The following is a 16,303-nucleotide window of genomic DNA, read 5'->3' as shown; positions in this document are numbered from 1 at the left end:
TTTATCCTTTAATGACAAAATTTACTAATTTGCCTTTTATATAAATCTCTTTTAAAATTTCTTTTCCTTCAAGCCATTTAGCCACATTTTGCTTAGCTTGTTTTAAAATTTCACTCTCACTTTCGCTCGCTGCCACTTCAAACTCAGCCCTTTTCTTGCCATTAACTGTAACTGCAAGAGCGATGCTATCTTTTACAAAGACCTCTTCTTTTACAGCTATCTTTGTGAAATTTTTTCTGCCAAAAAGCTCTTCGCTAAGCTCATTTGCGATATGCGGCACGATAGGCTCTAGTAAATTTAAGATGATGAAAAAGCCCTCAGCATTTACATCGTCATTATCTTGCGCATTTATAGCGTTTAATGCCTCCATACAAGCAGCGATTAAAGTGTTAAAAGCAAATGTATCGCCAAAAACCTCGGTTGATTTTTTAAGCGCTTCATAAATTTTAAGCCTTGCAAATTTTTCATCTTTATTTAAGCTTTCGTGATCTATCTCAGGTAGTTTATCTATCTTTTTGATAGTTTGTGCCTTCTCCCAAAGCCTATTTAAAAACCTAAATGCACCCTCAACCGCGCTGTCGTTCCACTCAAGCTCTTTTTGAGGAGGAGCGGCAAAAAGGATAAAAAGCCTTGCCGTATCAGCGCCGTATCTATTTATGATATCATCAGGATCTACGACGTTGCCCTTGCTTTTACTCATCTTTTTGCCATCTTTTAAGACCATGCCTTGAGTTAGTAAATTTTCAAACGGCTCATCATCTCTTAGATAGCCAAGGTCTCTTAAGACCTTTTGGAAAAATCTAGCGTATAAAAGGTGCAATATCGCATGCTCGATACCGCCGATGTACTGATCTACATTCATCCAATAATTCACGCTCTTTTCATCAAGTGCTTTTTGTTCCCAACTCTTCTCATCACTTGCAAATCTAGCAAAATACCAGCTACTCTCTACGAATGTATCCATCGTATCGGTCTCTCTGATAGCGTCTTGGCCGCATTTTGGACACTTTGTAAATTTCCAAGTTGGATGTTTATCAAGTGGGTTGCCCTCGCCTGTGATCTCAACATCTTCAGGTAGTGCGATAGGTAAATTTTCCTCTTTTTCAGGCACTACGCCGCAGCATTTGCAGTGCACGACAGGTATTGGCGCACCCCAGTATCTTTGGCGAGAAATTCCCCAGTCTCTTAGTTTGTAGTTTGTGATCCTTTTACCAAGGCCATCTTTTTCAAATTTCTCTATTATAAAGCTTTTGGCATCCTCTGAGCTAAGGCCGTTTATAAGCTCAGAATTTATAGAAACTCCATACTCTGAATACGCCTTAGAGCCATCACTCTCGCCCTCAAGCGGCTTTACGACTGGTTTTATAGGTAGATTAAATTTGCTTGCAAACTCGAAGTCTCTTTGATCATGAGCAGGAACAGCCATGATAGCGCCACTGCCATAGTCAGCTAGGATGAAATTTGCAACCCAAACTGGGATCTTTTCATTTGTGAGTGGATGAATGACGTAAATTCCTAAAAATTCTCCATCTTTATCGCTTGCTTGACGCTCTCTTGGGCTTTGATTAAGTATTGCTTTTATCTTTGCCTTTTTATTTTCGTCAAATTTATCACTTTCAAGAAGCGCTTTTACGATAGGATGCTCTGGCGCAAGGGCTGTGTAGCTAACGCCATAAATAGTATCAGGTCTTGTTGTAAATACCTCAAAGCCGTCAAATTTACCACCCAAAGTCTCTTTTGATGCTTCATCAAGGCTAAATTTAAACTCCAAGCCATAGCTTCTACCGATCCAGTTTTCTTGCATTGTGATGACTTGATTTGGCCATTTACCCTCAAGAAGTTTTAGATCCTCAAGTAGCTCACTAGCGTATTTTGTGATGTTGAAGTAGTATCCTGGAAGCTCTTTTTGCACAACATCATTACCACATCTCCAGCATTTTCCGTCTTCAACCTGCTCGTTTGCAAGCACAGTTTGATCATACTCACACCAGTTTACGATGGCATTTTTTCTATAAACAAGCCCTTTTTCAAACATCTTTATAAAAAAGCTTTGCTCCCACTTTGTGTAAAGCGGGTCAGATGTAGCTAAAATTCTCTTTTTAGAGAATGAAAAGCCAAGGCTTGCAAGCTCTTTTTTCATATAGTCAATGTTTTCGTAAGTCCAAATTTTAGGGTGAATTTTATGTTTTATGGCTGCATTTTCAGCTGGCATACCAAAGCTATCAAAGCCGATAGGATGAAGCACGTTAAAGCCGCTTTTTCTATATGATCTAGCCAGTGCATCGCCGATAGAGTAGTTTCTCACATGCCCCATGTGTATGCGTCCGCTTGGATATGGAAACATACTTAGGATATATTTTTTTGGCAAGCTTAGATCATCTTTTGGCTCAAATTCTTCATTTTTATCCCAAATTTCTTGCCACTTTTTTTCTATCTTTAAAGGCTCATATTTTCTCTTTTCAGCCATTTTTTCTCCTAAAATTCTTCTTGTGATTTGCTTGATTCTATTAGTACCAAGGCAAGTGAAAATATATTTGCAATGACTGCGCCAATAGCTAAAGAATAGCTAAGCGTTGCATTTTCTGAGACTTGCAAAATAACAAAAGCTGGTATAAGGTGCAAATCAGCAACCAGCGAGCTAGCAAAAAGCTCAGCTGATAGTAAATTTTTAACGCCGATCTTAAGTAGCGTAGAAACCAAATTTATACTAGCTGCCACAAAAAGGGCGATCTCGTTTTTATCATATAAAAACTCCGCCGTAGTCGTAAGACTCATCAGCGCAAAAAATATGTAGATAACTTTTCCCCAGTTCATTATCCCTCCTTACACAACGCCTTTTTCAAACATAGCACGCTCTTTATCACGCTCTTTTTTGATCCTTTGCTTCTCAGCCTCTCTAGCTCTAAAATGCTCAATGCTAAATTTAAACCAGATAAGAAATGGTGATGAGATGTAGATCGAGCTGATCGTTCCTATAACGATACCAACGATAAGGATAAATGAAAATCCATGTATCATATCTCCGCCAAATAAAAATAGCACAACAACAGTCATCATCGTAGTGGCTGAAGTTAGGATAGTTCTTGAAAGTGTAGCTGAGACTGACTCATTGATAACGCCCTCGATATCAGTTCTCTTGCTCTCTTTTATGCCTTCTCTTATTCTGTCAAAAATGATGATCGTATCGTTTAGTGAGTAGCCAAGCACCGTTAATACAGCCGCTAGTGTGTCCAAATTTACATCGATATCAAATAGCGAAATAGCACCAACAGTTATAACGATATCGTGAATTTCAGTTGCGATCGCAGCAAGCGCAAATCTCCACTCAAATCTAAATGTAATATAAAGAAGCACGCCAATTAGTGAAATTCCAAGAGCCATTAGACCTTTTTCTCTAAGCTCATCACCAACCTTTGGACCAACGATATCAACACGTCTTACTTCAAAATTTCCAGTATCTTTTAAAATTTGCTTTATCTCAGTGCCGATGTCACCAGTTAAATTTGAGCTTGATCCTGAAAATCTAATAACAGCCTCATCTTCACTTCCAAACTCAGTAACAGAGGCGTTTTTAAGCACTTCATTTGTGCCAAAAGCGTCGCGAATTTTATCGAGTGGCGCTTTGGTGTCGTATTTTAACTGGATAAGCGTGCCACCAGAAAAATCGATGCCGTAGTTTAAACCCTTTGTTGCAAGCAAAAAGATCGAGCCAACAAATAAAAATATAGAAAGCGCGAGTGACACAAATCTAAACCGCATAAAATCATAAACTTTTGCCTTAGTAAAAATTTGCATCTCTAGCTCCTTTTATAACCAAACCAAAGTCTGGTATTTCCGCTTTTTTCTATCTTGTCCATGACTGCATCAAACATGCCGTGAGTGCCTAAAATGGCCGTTAGCATCGAAGCCATGATACCTATCGCCATTGTCACAGCAAAGCCCTTAACTGGACCAGTGCCATAAGCATAAAGCACAGCAACTGTGATGATAGTAGTTAAATTTGAGTCGATAATAGCGCTCATAGCGTGCTCGTAGCCCTTTTGAACGGCTGTTCTTATCGCCACGCCTTCACGCAAGAGCTCGCGGATACGTTCATTTATGATGACGTTTGCATCAACAGCCATACCGATAGTTAGCACGATACCAGCCATACCTGGCAGAGTAAGAGTCGCTCCAAAAAGTGCCATGACAGCAACCAATATAACGACGTCTGCAACTAGTGCGATATTTGCAAAAATTCCAGAAATTCCATAATAAACTAGCATAAATAGCACGACTAAAATAGATCCAGCAGCAAGAGCAACCATGCTTTGATTGATACTCTCTTGGCCTAAAGATGGGCCAACGCTTCTTTTTTCTAGCATCTTCACAGGTGCTAAAAGTGCGCCACTTCTAAGTGCGATCGCTACGTCGTGAGCTTCATCAAGAGTAAAACCACCGCTGATCTGGCCGCTGCCGCCACCTATTCTTTCGTTTATAACTGGAGCTGAATAGACCTTGCCGTCAAGCACGATAGCAAGCCTTTTGCCGACATTTGCACCAGTAAAATCGCCAAAAATTCTAGCACCTTCTGAATTTAGTGTGAAATTTATGATCGGTAGGTTGTTTTGCTGAGAAAATGCAACCTTTGCGTCAGTTAGCATCGAGCCATCAAGCACTGGGATATTTTTAACGACGTATTTTACGCGGTCATTTTTAGCATCTTTAAAGATCACATCACCATAGCTTTCGGCCTCGGCCTCGCTCATGGTATTAGCCTGATCTTGTCTTTTATCATCAACTGCCATAAGCTGCAAGTGAGCAGCCTTTGCGATAAGATCTCTCGCTCTTTGCTCATCTTCTTCGGTCTTTATACCAGGAAGTTCGACTAGGATGTTATCCTTGCCTTGTCTAGCGACTGTTGGCTCAGCCAGACCAAACTGATCAAGCCTGTTTCTAATGGTCTCAACAGCTTGAGAGATCGCATACTCGATCGTATCAAGCCTCTCTTGCTCTGTTAGAGTGATGTGATAGTTTAGACCATCTTTTTTGATATCAAGCCCTTTTATCTCAGCAAGCGCCTTATCAACTTTTGGAGCCTCGTCACTATCAAGTAGCGCAAAATCAACACTATCTTCTTTTATCTTAAATTTATCAATGAGCACATCTTCTTTTTTAGCATAATAATTTATGCTTCCAGCGATTGACTTGATCTTAGAGTGGATAGCTTCGTTAGTTTCAACACCAAGAAGCATATGAAGACCGCCTTGAAGGTCAAGTCCTAGCGAAATTTTAGCTCCGCTTTGAGTCTGAAAAAAAGATGGCACCGAAAAGCCAAAACCAAAAACCAAGGCCAATATTAATATAATCAGCCTATATGTAACTCTTGCGTTACGCATTATTTATCTTCGATCTTTTTAGCTACAAACTCGCGTGCTATACGAACGATTACATCATCGTTAAGTTTAACTTTGATAAAATCATTTTCGGCTTTAATCACTTCGCATATAAGTCCGCCATTAGTTACTATCTTATCGCCTTTGTCAAGAGCTGCAAGCATTGCTGCGTGGGCTTTTTGTTGTTTTTGTTGAGGTCTGATAACCAAAAAGTAAAATATGGCGAAAAGCACAACAAGAGGTAGTAATGATGTTAAAAAATCAGCGTTTTGCATGGATTTCCTTATTTGTAAGATTTTTAAACGGACATTTTAGCACTAAAATTATAATAAAAGCCTTTGTCGGTGCTTTTTTGCTTTCTAATTTCATTTTTTTAGCTATAGCTGAAAATCAAATTTTAAATTTCATCTCACCTTTTCTCACGCTAGCTGGAATTTACGTCATCATAAATTTAAGCAGAGCTGGCTTTTTCGCGGCTGGATTTTTCTCTGGGATTTTGTGGTTTTACTGGATCGGCTTTAGCTTTATCTACTATGAGCTTGTCTGGCTTATCCCATTTATCATCCTCTTTGTAGCCCTTGTTTATGGACTTTTGTTTTGGATAGCCTCTTTCCCAAGCTTTGTGGAACTAAGAGCTGTTTTATTATTTTTAATAAGCTACGTGCATCCATTTGGCTTTAACTGGTTTAACCTTGAAGCCACGCTTGTTTTAGGCGCTTTTGAGCCAAATACTAGAGGGCTTATATTTATATTTTTAGCAGCCATTTCTTTGAGTTTAAAAGGTAAAATTTTAAAATTTATCCTAGCTTTTATCTGCCTCATCGCTGCTTTGCAGTTTAAAAGCAACGAGGCAAAGACTCTGCCATTTGAGGTGGAGCTAGTAAATACTAATGTCGCTCAAAGAGTGCGCTGGGATAAAAACTTGCGCATGAAATTTACAAATGAAAATTTAGACATGATAAATAGCGCCATAGCCGAGCAAAAACGTCTCATCGTGCTGCCAGAGAGCGCGTTTCCGTTATTTATGACAAATGAGCCACTACTTGTTGATGAGCTAAAAGAGCTTTCAAAACAGATAACTATCGTAGCTGGCGCGCTTGCTTATGAAAATAAGCAAATTTATAACTCTGCATTTTTATTTCAAGATGGCACTCTTAGACGAATGGATAAGAAATTTTTAGTGCCATTTGGAGAAGAAATTCCTCTGCCAAAATTTATGCAAGATGCAGTAAATAAGCTATTTTTTGGCGGAGCTAGCGACTTTAAAAAGGCTGAAAATTTTAGCGACTATGAGATAGACGGGGTTAAAATCAGAAATGCTATCTGCTATGAAGCGACAAGAGAGGAGCTTTATAAGGGCGAATTTGACGTGGTCGTAGCTATCACAAACAATGGCTGGTTTGTGCCAAGTAGCGAACCTGTGCTTCAAAAGTTGCTTATAAAACACCTTGCTACAAAGTATAATAAAGCGGTCTATCACAGCGTAAATGGTTCAAAAAGCGAAATCATTTTGCCTAAAAAAGCATTTTGGGATGAGTTTTAAAAGAAATTTAAAGTGGCTTTTTAGATAAAGCCACTTTTTTGATTATTTTTTTAGTAAAGCCTTAAAAGTATCAACCGCATCAAGCTTTTCCCAAGGGTATTTTGCATTTCCCACTTGACCTTTTGCAGCTACTTTTGCATATAAAAATGTCTCTTTACTTGGCTTATCAAGACCAAATTTATTTGTTATCCAGCGAGGTGTTAGAGAAAAATGCTCGCTTACAAAATTTGAAAGCATATCATCATTTACGCCGTTTGCGTGAGTTCCCATAGTATCAACACTAACTGAAGTTGGCTTTGCAACGCCTATTGCATAGCTTATCTGGACGATGCATTTTTTAGCAAGGCCAGCTGCGACTATGTTTTTAGCTATCCAGCGCGCTGCGTAAAGTCCGCTGCGATCAACCTTTGTGTAGTCCTTGCTTGACTGAGCGCCGCCACCTATTGGGCTATATCCGCCAAAGCTATCGACGATTAGTTTTCTGCCTGTTAGACCACTATCGTGAAGTGAGCTGTGATTTACGTATCTGCCTGTTGGATTTATATAAATGATCGTTTTTTCTTTATTATATAGCTCTTTTGGAAGGCCAGTTTCGTCTATTAAATTTTGTATTAATGCGCGAAGCTCTTCTATCTTCATGCTCTCCACGCAAGGTGCAGAGACGACGATAGTGTGGATACTTTGAGGTTTGCAGTTTTCAAAGTTATCTTTACTGCCATAATCAATCGTAACTTGTGTTTTTATATCAACACCAAGTTTATCAGGGTTTGCTTTGGCAAATTTATATACTTTTTCACAAAGCATTCTTGCATAAGTTATAGCTGCTGGCATAAATTCTTTCGCTTCGCAGCTTGCAAAGCCAAACATGATGCCTTGATCCCCTGCTCCGATCTCGCCATCACTTTGATCAACGCCTTGATTTATATCTGGGCTTTGTTGATTTAAGCAAACTTTGACCTCGATATCATCTGGGTGCAAGCACTGCTCTTTTGTAAATTTACTCTTTCCGTCATATCCGATGTGCGCAAGAGCGTCTTTTACGATCTTTTCGTAGTCTTTATAAGAGAGTTTTACTTTTGAGTTTATCTCTCCGCCTATTACTATATTTTTTCCAGCTACAAAAACTTCGCTTGCGACGCGTCCATTTGGATCTTGCGTTAAAATAGTATCAACAATGCTATCAGCGATAATATCAGCACATTTGTCTGGATGGCCTGGACTTACAACTTCAGAAGTAAATAGATACATTTTCGTCCTTTTCCTTGGTTAAATTTTCGTGCAATTGTAACAAATCTATATAAAAAGCGAATTAATCTTTTTAAATTTCTTTATATTTAAAAATCATTTAGCTAGAATCAACAAAAAACTAATTTATTAAGGTGTCAAATGAATATGTTTAAAAATATTGCAAGAAGATACGCCGATGGAAATTTGATCGTTCAAATTTTAGTTGGCATCATCCTAGGTGCCCTAGTTGGCTTTTACACACATTATCAAGCAGCCCCTTACAACCAAATCTCAGCTAAAATTCAAACCATTCAAAAAGAGAGTGGCCTAAGCGTAGATGAAGTCATAAAAACTCGCCTTAGCCAAAATGAAGTAAAGCAACTTGATGAGACCAAAGAAAAGGCTAGTTCGGCTGATTCTATCGCTGCTTCAGCCTCAGTTTTAGGAGATTTGTTTAAAGGCGCTCTAAAAGCGATCGCACCTATTCTTGTTTTTGTCCTAGTTGCAACCTCTATCATTTTAAAAGATTTTGGCCACACAAAAGGCATGCAAAAGATCATCACACTCTACCTTGTTGGCACCTTTTTAGCAGCTGTTGTGGCGGTTATTGCTAGCTTTTTATTTCCTATCGAGATACCGCTAAAAGGTCTGGAAAGTGCAGATATGTCAGCACCTCAAGGCATCACAAACGTGCTAAAAGATCTTATCTATAAAATGGTAGAAAATCCAATAACCGCCCTAGCTAATGGCAACTATATAGGTATCATAACATGGGCGATTGGTGGTGGCATCGCTATGAGATACGCTACACCTGAGACCAAAAAAGTATTTAAAGATATAAGCGACGGCGTAACTCACATCGTTAAATTTATCATTAGGCTTGCTCCGTTTGGTATCTTTGGTATGGTTGCTATTAGCATTCATGACACTGGATTTGAGGCACTTGCAGGATATCTAAAACTGATCTTAGTTCTTGTTGGAGCGATGCTTGTGGTGGCATTTATCGTCTATCCAGCGATGGTTTTTGCACTAACAAAGAAAAATCCTTATCCACTTGTTATGATCTGCCTAAAAGAGAGCGCGATCTCGGCGTTTTTTACAAGAAGCTCAGCTGCAAACATCCCTGTAAATATGGCGCTTTGCAAAAAGCTTGGACTAAAAGAGGAGCTCTACTCGATCTCTATCCCACTAGGAGCCACCATAAACATGGGTGGTGCGGCAGTTACCATTAGCATCCTAGCACTTACTGCGGTAAATTCTATCCCATCTATCACAGTTACATTTGGCGATGCGCTTCTTCTTTGCTTCATCTCAGCTCTTGGTGCGTGCGGCGCATCTGGAGTGGCTGGCGGCTCGCTTCTTCTAGTGCCATTAGCGTGCGGACTTTTTGGCATCGGCAACGATATCGCTATGCAGTTTGTAACAGTTGGCTTTACGATAGGCGTCATCCAAGACTCAGTTGAAACCGCGCTAAATAGCTCATCAGACGTGCTTTTTACAGCCGTAGCCTCAGAGACTTCAGAATAATCCTCAGTAAAATTTCAGCTAAATTTTGGCTGAAATTTTACTTTTATCCATTTTTTTGTAAAATGTCCCAAAAATTTAAAGGATAAATATGCAAATTTGGGATCTAAAAGCACTTTTTGCAAACGAAAAAGAGTGCGAACAAAACGCACTAAATTTACAAAAAGAGTGCGAGAAATTTAAAGATAAATACCTTGAAATTTATGAAAAATTAAAAGCAGAGGAGTTTTTAAAGGCATTTGGCGAATATGAAAGCTTGATAGCTAAAATTTCAAAAGTAATGACTTACGCTTTTTTAAATTTTGCCAAAGATACAAGCAAGGGTGCATTCTACGCAAAGATCGATGAGATAGCGACAAAAGCAAATGAAAATTTGATATTTTTTGAGATCAAATTTAATGAATTTAGCCCTAAAAAACAAGAAGAGATCATAAAAAGCTCTAAAAAATATGGCTACTATCTAAGCAACCTCGCCAAAGCAAAACCACATCAACTAAGCGTTGCTGAAGAGAGAGTACTACTTCGCACGGCAAGCACCGGAGCTGAGGGCTTTTCAAGGCTTTTTGATGAGAGTATGAGCAAGATGAGGTTTAAATTTAAAGGCGAGCTTTTAAATGAAGAAGAGATTTTAGCTAAGCTTCATGAGAGCGACCAAAGCGTGCGAAAACTAGCGGCTAAAAGCCTTTCAAACGAGCTTAGCAAGCACCAGCACCTCCTTGGCTACATATATAATATGATAAAAACTGATCTAAAAACGAGCTGCGAGCTGCGAAATTTCAAGCTTCCTGAAGAGCCAAGACACCTTGAAAATCAAATCACTAAAAAAAGCGTTGATTCGCTAATCGCTGTAACTGAGAAAAATTTCGATTTAGTTTCTAAATTTTACGAGCGAAAAAGAGAAATTTTAGGCCTTAAAAAGCTTTATGACTACGATAGATACGCGCCTCTTACCAGCGAGGGGGAGTATAAATTTGATGAGTGCAAAAAGATAGTTTTAAAGGCGTTTGGGACATTTTCACCTAAATTTGGAGATATAGCTAAAAGCGCCTTTAGTGACGGCTGGATCGACGTTTATCCAGCACCAAACAAGCGAGGTGGCGCGTTTTCTCACTCAGGATCAAGCGACACGCACCCTTATGTTTTGCTAAATCACACAAACCAGCGAAGAGATCTTTTTACGCTTGCTCACGAGCTTGGCCACGCTGTTCATCAAAAGCTCTCTTATAATGTAAGCTACCTAAACTCAGACACCCCGCTGACCACGGCTGAGACGGCTTCAGTCTTTTGCGAGATGCTAGTTTTTGACCACGTAAAAGATGGCCTTAGCAAAAAAGAGAAAATTTCACTACTTGCTGGTAAGATCGAGGATATATTTGCCACGCTTTATCGCCAGATAAATTTCACCATCTTTGAAAGAGCTGTGCACGCACATGAGGGCGAGATCAGCCTAGATGAGCTAAATAAAATTTGGCTAAAAGAGAGCAAAAAGATGTTTGGCAAAAGCGTCACGCTAAATGACTACTACAAAATTTGGTGGAGCTACATCCCACACTTCATCCACACGCCATTTTACTGCTACGCCTACTCTTACGCACAGCTTCTTGTACTTGCACTTTTTGGGCTTTATAAAAGCGGCAAATGCAAAAATTTCGTTGAAATTTACACCGAGTTTTTAAGCCTTGGTGGGAGTCTTAGCCCAAGGGAGCTTGTGGGTAAATTTGGCTTTGATATAGATGATAAAAATTTCTGGCAGATCGGCATAAACGAGGTTAAAAAACTAGTAGATGAGTTTTTAGAAATTTCAAAGGATTAAGATGTTAGACGAAATTTTAGACGATGAGAAATTTGCGCTTTTGATGAAGATGCACGTCTATGAGTGCATTGATTTTTTACTTGAAAAGGGGCTAAATTTCTCAGTTATGGCAAATTTACCGCTAGTTAGCTTTGAGCCTAGCTTGCCAGATGAGATAAGCAGTGGCTTTAGCATGCCAGTCATTATGTTCTCACTTGGTGGCTACACGCTTGAGAGTGCTAGGCTAACACAAGATGAGCTTAGCTTTGAGGCTGGCTTTGGTAGTGAAAATTTTGCCTCAGTGGTATCATTTCCACTTGGCGCAGTGGTTCAAATTTTGGTTGAAAATAGCCCGATCCTTGTAAATTTCTCCATTTATAAGCCAAAAGAGAAGCAAGTCGATCACGCTAAAAAATCAGCCTCAGTCTTTTTGCAAAACCCAAAAAATAAAGATATATTTAAGAAAAAATAGTAATTTTAAGCATTTTTGGCTAAAATCAAAAGAAAATTTAAAAAGCGAAAAATGGAAAATTTACTATCAAATTTAAACGAAGCCCAGCGCGAAGCAGCCACCCACATAGATGGCCCGATGCTCATACTTGCAGGTGCTGGCAGTGGCAAGACAAAGACGATCACAACTAGGCTTGCCTATCTCATCGGTGAGGTCGGCATAGACGCGGCAAACACGCTAACTCTTACTTTTACGAACAAGGCCGCCAACGAGATGCGCAGCAGAGCCATGGCGATGCTAAGCCAAAGCGGCAAAAACTACTCACCGCTTCTTTGCACATTTCACAAATTTGGACTTTTGTTTTTAAAGCTCTACATAGAAAAGCTTGGCAGAAAAAATAACTTCGTAATAATCGACACAGACGATAAAAAACGCATCATCAAAAGCTTTGAAAGTCCAGTCGCCACGGCTATTTTGTCAAGTGAAATTTCAAACTATAAAAACTCACTTTTGAGCGTTGATGAGGTCTATAAAAATGCAAATTTCTCTTCATTTGACAAGAGCAAGGACAACTTTTACAAACAAGCAGCGCAAATTTACGAAAAGTACGAGGACTATTTAAAGGCGAACAACCTTGTTGATTTTGACGACCTGCTAGGGCTTACATATAAAATTTTAGATGAAAACGAAGATCTTGCTAAAGAAATTTCAAACCGCTACAAATACATAATGGTCGATGAGTATCAAGACACAAACGATCTTCAGTATAAGCTCCTAAAAAAACTCTGTCTATGCCACGAAAACATCTGTGTGGTTGGCGATGATGATCAAAGCATCTACGGCTGGCGCGGTGCTAAAATAGATAATATCTTAAATTTTAAAGATCAGTTTAAAGATGTAAAGATCATCAGACTTGAGAAAAACTACCGCTCGAGCGAGGCGATACTAAAGGCTGCAAACGAGCTAATAGATCATAACCGCAACCGCCTTGGCAAGAAGCTTGTAGGCACAAAGGGCGAAGGCGAAGCTGTAAATTTGATAGAGAGCTTTGATGAGAGCGTCGAGGCTGGCAAGATCGCAAAGAATATAAAAGAGCTTTTAAGCAAAGGCGTGCAAGCAAAAGATATCGCGATCTTATACCGCATAAACGCACTCTCTCGCTCGCTTGAAGATGGGCTAAACAAAGAGCAGATCGCCTATAAAATGGTAGGCGGCGTTAAATTTTACGAAAGAGCCGAGATCAAAGATATCATAAGTTATCTAAGACTGATAAATAATCCAAATGATGACTTTTCAATAAGACGCATTATCAACCGCCCAAAACGCGGCCTTGGTAAAGTGAGCCTTGATAAGCTTGAAAAGATGGCCTTTGAGGGCAAAATTTCCATTTTCGAGGCGATCTCAAACATCTCTGATAACGATGAAGCCTTTAGTAAAAAGGTAAAATCAGCCCTTCTTGAGTTTGCAAACAACCTAAAAGAGCTTCAAGAAAGCAGCTCAGTTTTTGACCTCATAGATAAATTTGAAGCTAAATTTGGCGTGAAAAAATACTACGAGAGCTTGCCAGATGGCGCTGAAAGAGCGGCGAACATTGACGAATTTTACGCTGTTTTAAAAGATCAGATCAAGCAAAATCCAAGCTTTGATCTAGAAGAGTTTTTAAACGAGATCACGCTAACAAGCGAGCAAGACGGCATCAGCGACGAGGCTATTAGCATCATGAGCGTGCATGCGAGCAAGGGACTTGAGTTTGAGCACCTTTTTGTGATCGGCCTTGAAGAGGGATTTTTCCCTCTCATTGGCGATGGTAGCGACATCGAAGAGGAGCGCAGGCTCGCTTACGTGGCGATAACAAGGGCCAAAAAGACACTTAGCCTTAGCTTTGCAAATTCGCGCTTTTACAAAGGTCAGCGCACTAGGCTAAATAAGAGTAGATTTTTAAGCGAGAGCGGTATCACGCATGGCTCGCTAGTTATCGAACAGAGCAATGAATTTAAAAAAGGCGACCTTGTTAAACATAAAATTTTTGGTATCGGCAGGGTGAGTGCGGTTAGCAAGATCAAAAAAGAGTTTAAACTGACTATAAATTTTGGTGGCAATGTAAGAGAGATCATGTCAAGCTTCGTGGAAAAGGCCGTATGAACGCCATTTTCGTGGCAAACAAGCCTGCTGGCATGAGCTCAAACCACTTTTTAGGACGACTAAAAAGAAAATATGGCGTTAAAAAGGCTGGATTTTCAGGTACGCTTGATCCATTTGCGAGTGGCTGTCTGATAGTCGCTTTTGGCTCATATACGAAATTTTTTAGATTTTTAGACAAAAGCCCAAAGGTCTATGAGGCGACGATCTGGCTTGGGGCTAGCAGTCCTAGCATGGATAATGAAAATATCACTGAAATTTCAAATGTAAAAGAGCTAAATTTAGAAAAACTTGAAGCTATAAGAGGCGAGCTAACTGGTAAGATAAGCTATATCCCGCCAAAATTTAGCGCCAAACATATAAATGGCACAAGAGCTTACAAGCTAGCAAGAAGTGGCGAAGAATTTGAGCTAAAGCCAGAGACAATGGAAATTTATGAGAGTGAAATTTTGAATTATTCACACCCTTTTTTGACACTTCGTTTAAGCGTAAGTGAGGGGAGTTATATCCGCTCTTATGCAGAAATTTTTGGGCAAAAAGTTGGTTATAATGTAACTTTAAGCTCATTAAAGAGGGTAAGCGAGGGTAAATTTCGCTATGAAAATGAAAAATTTTTAAATATTTGCAATTTTTTAAATATTGAGCAAAACACGTATTTTGGGGATATTAATAACATACTTGACGGCAAGAAATTAAAAATTAACGATTTTGAAACACAAACACAAGGAATTTATTTGCTAAATTATGATAAATTTATGAGCGTAATCCAAATCATGGATGATACTATAAATTACACTTTAAACAAGGTAGAAAAATGTTAATCTTAGCAAGAAAAGAAAACGAAGAAATTTTACTAGGTAACGACATAAAAGTCGTCGTAGTAAGTATCTCAAAAAGCACCGTTAAGCTTGGTATCGAGGCCCCGCGCAACACAATGATACTAAGAAGCGAGCTGGCAAACGATATCAAAAACGAAAATATCCACGCCACCAAAAAAGCAAGCGAAGCCGATATCCACGAGCTTGCAAAAAAAATCGAGAAATGAAAAGCTTTGCAAAGATCAACGTATTTTTGAAGGTAGTTGGCACCAGAGGCAACTACCACGAAATTTTGTCACGTTTTGTTCTTTGCGAGCAGCTTTTTGATGAAATTTATTTTGAGAGGTCAAATTCCTTTTCTATCGAATGCGACAACAAAGAGATAAAAGAGAACATCATCCAAAAAGCGATAGACGAGCTAAAAAAAGCTGGCTTTTCAAACGAGCTAGATGAGTTTTTTAGCTCTCACAAAATCATCATCAACAAACAAATCCCAATAGGTGCTGGTCTAGGAGGAGGCAGTTCAAACGCCGCCACCTTTTTACTTATGGTAAATGACGAGCTAAATTTAAATATAAAACGCGAAAATTTGATGCAAATAGCCTCTAAAATCGGCGCAGACGTAGCCTTTTTTGTAAGTGGTTACAAGGCAGCAAATGTAAGCGGCATAGGCGAGATCATAGAAGAATTTGACGATGAAGTGCCAAATTTAAATATCTTCACGCCAAATGTTTTTTGCTCCACACCGATGGTTTATCAAGAATTTAGAAGCAATTTCTTACAATACATAGACGTTAATGCTGCAAAAAAGATGCAAAATTTAAAGAGCAAAGAGCTACTTGAAATTTATAAAAACGAGGAGCTAAACGATCTTTTTGCCCCATGCTTTAAGCTCTATCCACAGATGAATGAGTTTAAGGATAAATTTCTAAGCGGCAGCGGCAGTAGCGTATTTAGCGTAAAATAAAAGGTAAAATTTTGATAAAAGATCTAGCAAAAAACAAAAAAGCTTTGCATGACTTTAGCATACTTGAGACCTTTGAAGCTGGCATTGTTTTAAAAGGTAGCGAGGTCAAGGCTCTAAGGGCTGGCAGAGCAAATTTAAAAGATAGCTTTGTGCGCGTCATAAAGGGTGAGCTTTTCTTACTAAACGCTCATATCAGCTATCTTGAAACCACACACAGCGCATTTCGTCCAAATGAGCGAGCAGCCAGAAAACTTTTGATGCATAGAAAGCAGATCGATAAAATTTTCGGTCAAGTCTCACAAGATGGGCTTGCCTTGGTTGTTTTGGCACTTTATCTAAGCGATAAAAACATCGTAAAAGCAAGGCTGGCCCTTGCAAAAGGTAAAAATTTACACGACAAGCGCGAGACTTTAAAAAGACGCGAGGCAGACAAAGAGGCAAGAGCTGCCATAAAAAGATATGTTTAA

The 16,303-nt window shown here is 39.2% G+C and carries 15 protein-coding genes; 9 read left to right on the top strand and 6 right to left on the bottom strand.

What is annotated here, in order from left to right; genetic code table 11:
• Position 1 precedes the first annotated feature (1 nt).
• Genes leuS through yajC form a run of 5 tightly spaced genes read right to left on the bottom strand, consistent with a single transcriptional unit; the run spans position 2 to position 5,650 of the window.
• Positions 2–2,467, bottom strand: coding sequence for a leucine--tRNA ligase (gene leuS, locus CYO89_RS03375; protein ID WP_103597130.1), 2,466 nt, complete (start codon positions 2,465–2,467; stop codon positions 2–4).
• 8 nt (positions 2,468–2,475) lie between these two features.
• Entirely contained in the window at positions 2,476–2,814 is a 339-nt protein-coding gene (locus CYO89_RS03370) for a DUF6394 family protein (RefSeq protein ID WP_002942000.1), read from the bottom strand.
• A gap of 9 nt (positions 2,815–2,823) precedes the next feature.
• Entirely contained in the window at positions 2,824–3,795 is a 972-nt protein-coding gene (gene secF, locus CYO89_RS03365; RefSeq protein WP_103597129.1) for a protein translocase subunit SecF, read from the bottom strand.
• A 2-nt stretch (positions 3,796–3,797) separates the two neighbouring features.
• Positions 3,798–5,378 (bottom strand): protein translocase subunit SecD, encoded by a 1,581-nt coding sequence (secD, locus tag CYO89_RS03360; protein WP_087582390.1) that lies wholly within the window; start codon positions 5,376–5,378, stop codon positions 3,798–3,800.
• Entirely contained in the window at positions 5,378–5,650 is a 273-nt protein-coding gene (gene yajC, locus CYO89_RS03355; protein ID WP_002941849.1) for a preprotein translocase subunit YajC, read from the bottom strand. Before yajC ends, secD begins: the two co-directional genes overlap by 1 nt.
• On the opposite strand from yajC, the gene CYO89_RS03350 reads away from it, so the two are divergent.
• Positions 5,626–6,918 (top strand): apolipoprotein N-acyltransferase, encoded by a 1,293-nt coding sequence (locus CYO89_RS03350; protein WP_181001877.1) that lies wholly within the window; start codon positions 5,626–5,628, stop codon positions 6,916–6,918. The genes yajC and CYO89_RS03350 overlap by 25 nt on opposite strands.
• A 42-nt stretch (positions 6,919–6,960) precedes the next feature.
• Here CYO89_RS03350 and metK read toward each other — a convergent pair whose 3' ends face one another.
• Positions 6,961–8,166 carry a methionine adenosyltransferase gene (metK, locus tag CYO89_RS03345; RefSeq protein ID WP_103597127.1) on the bottom strand — a complete coding sequence of 402 codons (1,206 nt, stop codon included), beginning with the start codon at positions 8,164–8,166 and terminating at the stop codon, positions 6,961–6,963.
• Between the two features lie 138 nt (positions 8,167–8,304).
• Between metK and sstT the strand changes: the two genes are divergently transcribed.
• From sstT to smpB, 8 genes are all read left to right on the top strand, one after another.
• Positions 8,305–9,672, top strand: a complete 1,368-nt coding sequence (gene sstT, locus CYO89_RS03340; protein ID WP_430516206.1) for a serine/threonine transporter SstT — start codon at positions 8,305–8,307, stop codon at positions 9,670–9,672.
• 88 nt (positions 9,673–9,760) lie between these two features.
• Complete coding sequence (locus CYO89_RS03335) at positions 9,761–11,482, top strand: M3 family oligoendopeptidase (protein ID WP_103597126.1); 1,722 nt, start codon at positions 9,761–9,763, stop codon at positions 11,480–11,482.
• 1 nt (position 11,483) lies between these two features.
• Positions 11,484–11,933: a hypothetical protein gene (locus tag CYO89_RS03330; protein WP_021085502.1), complete on the top strand. Its 450-nt coding sequence runs from the start codon at positions 11,484–11,486 to the stop codon at positions 11,931–11,933.
• Between the two features lie 51 nt (positions 11,934–11,984).
• On the top strand, positions 11,985–14,054 hold the full coding sequence (locus CYO89_RS03325) for an ATP-dependent helicase (RefSeq protein WP_103597125.1): 2,070 nt from the start codon (positions 11,985–11,987) through the stop codon (positions 14,052–14,054).
• A complete protein-coding gene (gene truB, locus CYO89_RS03320) occupies positions 14,051–14,872 on the top strand; it encodes a tRNA pseudouridine(55) synthase TruB (RefSeq protein ID WP_087582395.1) in 822 nt (273 codons plus the stop codon). The genes CYO89_RS03325 and truB overlap by 4 nt, the downstream gene beginning before the upstream one ends.
• Positions 14,866–15,096, top strand: coding sequence for a carbon storage regulator CsrA (csrA, locus tag CYO89_RS03315; protein WP_002941828.1), 231 nt, complete (start codon positions 14,866–14,868; stop codon positions 15,094–15,096). The genes truB and csrA overlap by 7 nt, the downstream gene beginning before the upstream one ends.
• A complete protein-coding gene (locus CYO89_RS03310) occupies positions 15,093–15,836 on the top strand; it encodes a 4-(cytidine 5'-diphospho)-2-C-methyl-D-erythritol kinase (RefSeq protein WP_103597124.1) in 744 nt (247 codons plus the stop codon). The genes csrA and CYO89_RS03310 overlap by 4 nt, the downstream gene beginning before the upstream one ends.
• Before the next feature lie 14 nt (positions 15,837–15,850).
• Entirely contained in the window at positions 15,851–16,303 is a 453-nt protein-coding gene (gene smpB, locus CYO89_RS03305; RefSeq protein WP_035170093.1) for an SsrA-binding protein SmpB, read from the top strand.

The sequence above is a fragment of the Campylobacter concisus genome, assembly GCF_002913765.1.
GTDB classification, from domain to species: domain Bacteria; phylum Campylobacterota; class Campylobacteria; order Campylobacterales; family Campylobacteraceae; genus Campylobacter_A; species Campylobacter_A concisus_BB.
The sequence above is the reverse complement of the archived record's forward strand: the minus strand, read 5'-3'. Positions and strand labels throughout refer to the sequence as shown.

Excerpts from the sequence above, each read along its gene's own strand:
- sstT (WP_430516206.1), top strand. The coding sequence starts at position 8,305 with ATGAATATGTTTAAAAATATTGCAAGAAGATACGCCGATGGAAATTTG.
- secF (WP_103597129.1), bottom strand. The coding sequence starts at position 3,795 with ATGCAAATTTTTACTAAGGCAAAAGTTTATGATTTTATGCGGTTTAGA.
- metK (WP_103597127.1), bottom strand. The coding sequence starts at position 8,166 with ATGTATCTATTTACTTCTGAAGTTGTAAGTCCAGGCCATCCAGACAAA.
- CYO89_RS03350 (WP_181001877.1), top strand. The coding sequence starts at position 5,626 with ATGTTAAAAAATCAGCGTTTTGCATGGATTTCCTTATTTGTAAGATTT.
- truB (WP_087582395.1), top strand. The coding sequence starts at position 14,051 with ATGAACGCCATTTTCGTGGCAAACAAGCCTGCTGGCATGAGCTCAAAC.
- leuS (WP_103597130.1), bottom strand. The coding sequence starts at position 2,467 with ATGGCTGAAAAGAGAAAATATGAGCCTTTAAAGATAGAAAAAAAGTGG.
- csrA (WP_002941828.1), top strand. The coding sequence starts at position 14,866 with ATGTTAATCTTAGCAAGAAAAGAAAACGAAGAAATTTTACTAGGTAAC.
- yajC (WP_002941849.1), bottom strand. The coding sequence starts at position 5,650 with ATGCAAAACGCTGATTTTTTAACATCATTACTACCTCTTGTTGTGCTT.
- secD (WP_087582390.1), bottom strand. The coding sequence starts at position 5,378 with ATGCGTAACGCAAGAGTTACATATAGGCTGATTATATTAATATTGGCC.
- CYO89_RS03325 (WP_103597125.1), top strand. The coding sequence starts at position 11,985 with ATGGAAAATTTACTATCAAATTTAAACGAAGCCCAGCGCGAAGCAGCC.
- CYO89_RS03335 (WP_103597126.1), top strand. The coding sequence starts at position 9,761 with ATGCAAATTTGGGATCTAAAAGCACTTTTTGCAAACGAAAAAGAGTGC.
- CYO89_RS03310 (WP_103597124.1), top strand. The coding sequence starts at position 15,093 with ATGAAAAGCTTTGCAAAGATCAACGTATTTTTGAAGGTAGTTGGCACC.
- CYO89_RS03330 (WP_021085502.1), top strand. The coding sequence starts at position 11,484 with ATGTTAGACGAAATTTTAGACGATGAGAAATTTGCGCTTTTGATGAAG.
- CYO89_RS03370 (WP_002942000.1), bottom strand. The coding sequence starts at position 2,814 with ATGAACTGGGGAAAAGTTATCTACATATTTTTTGCGCTGATGAGTCTT.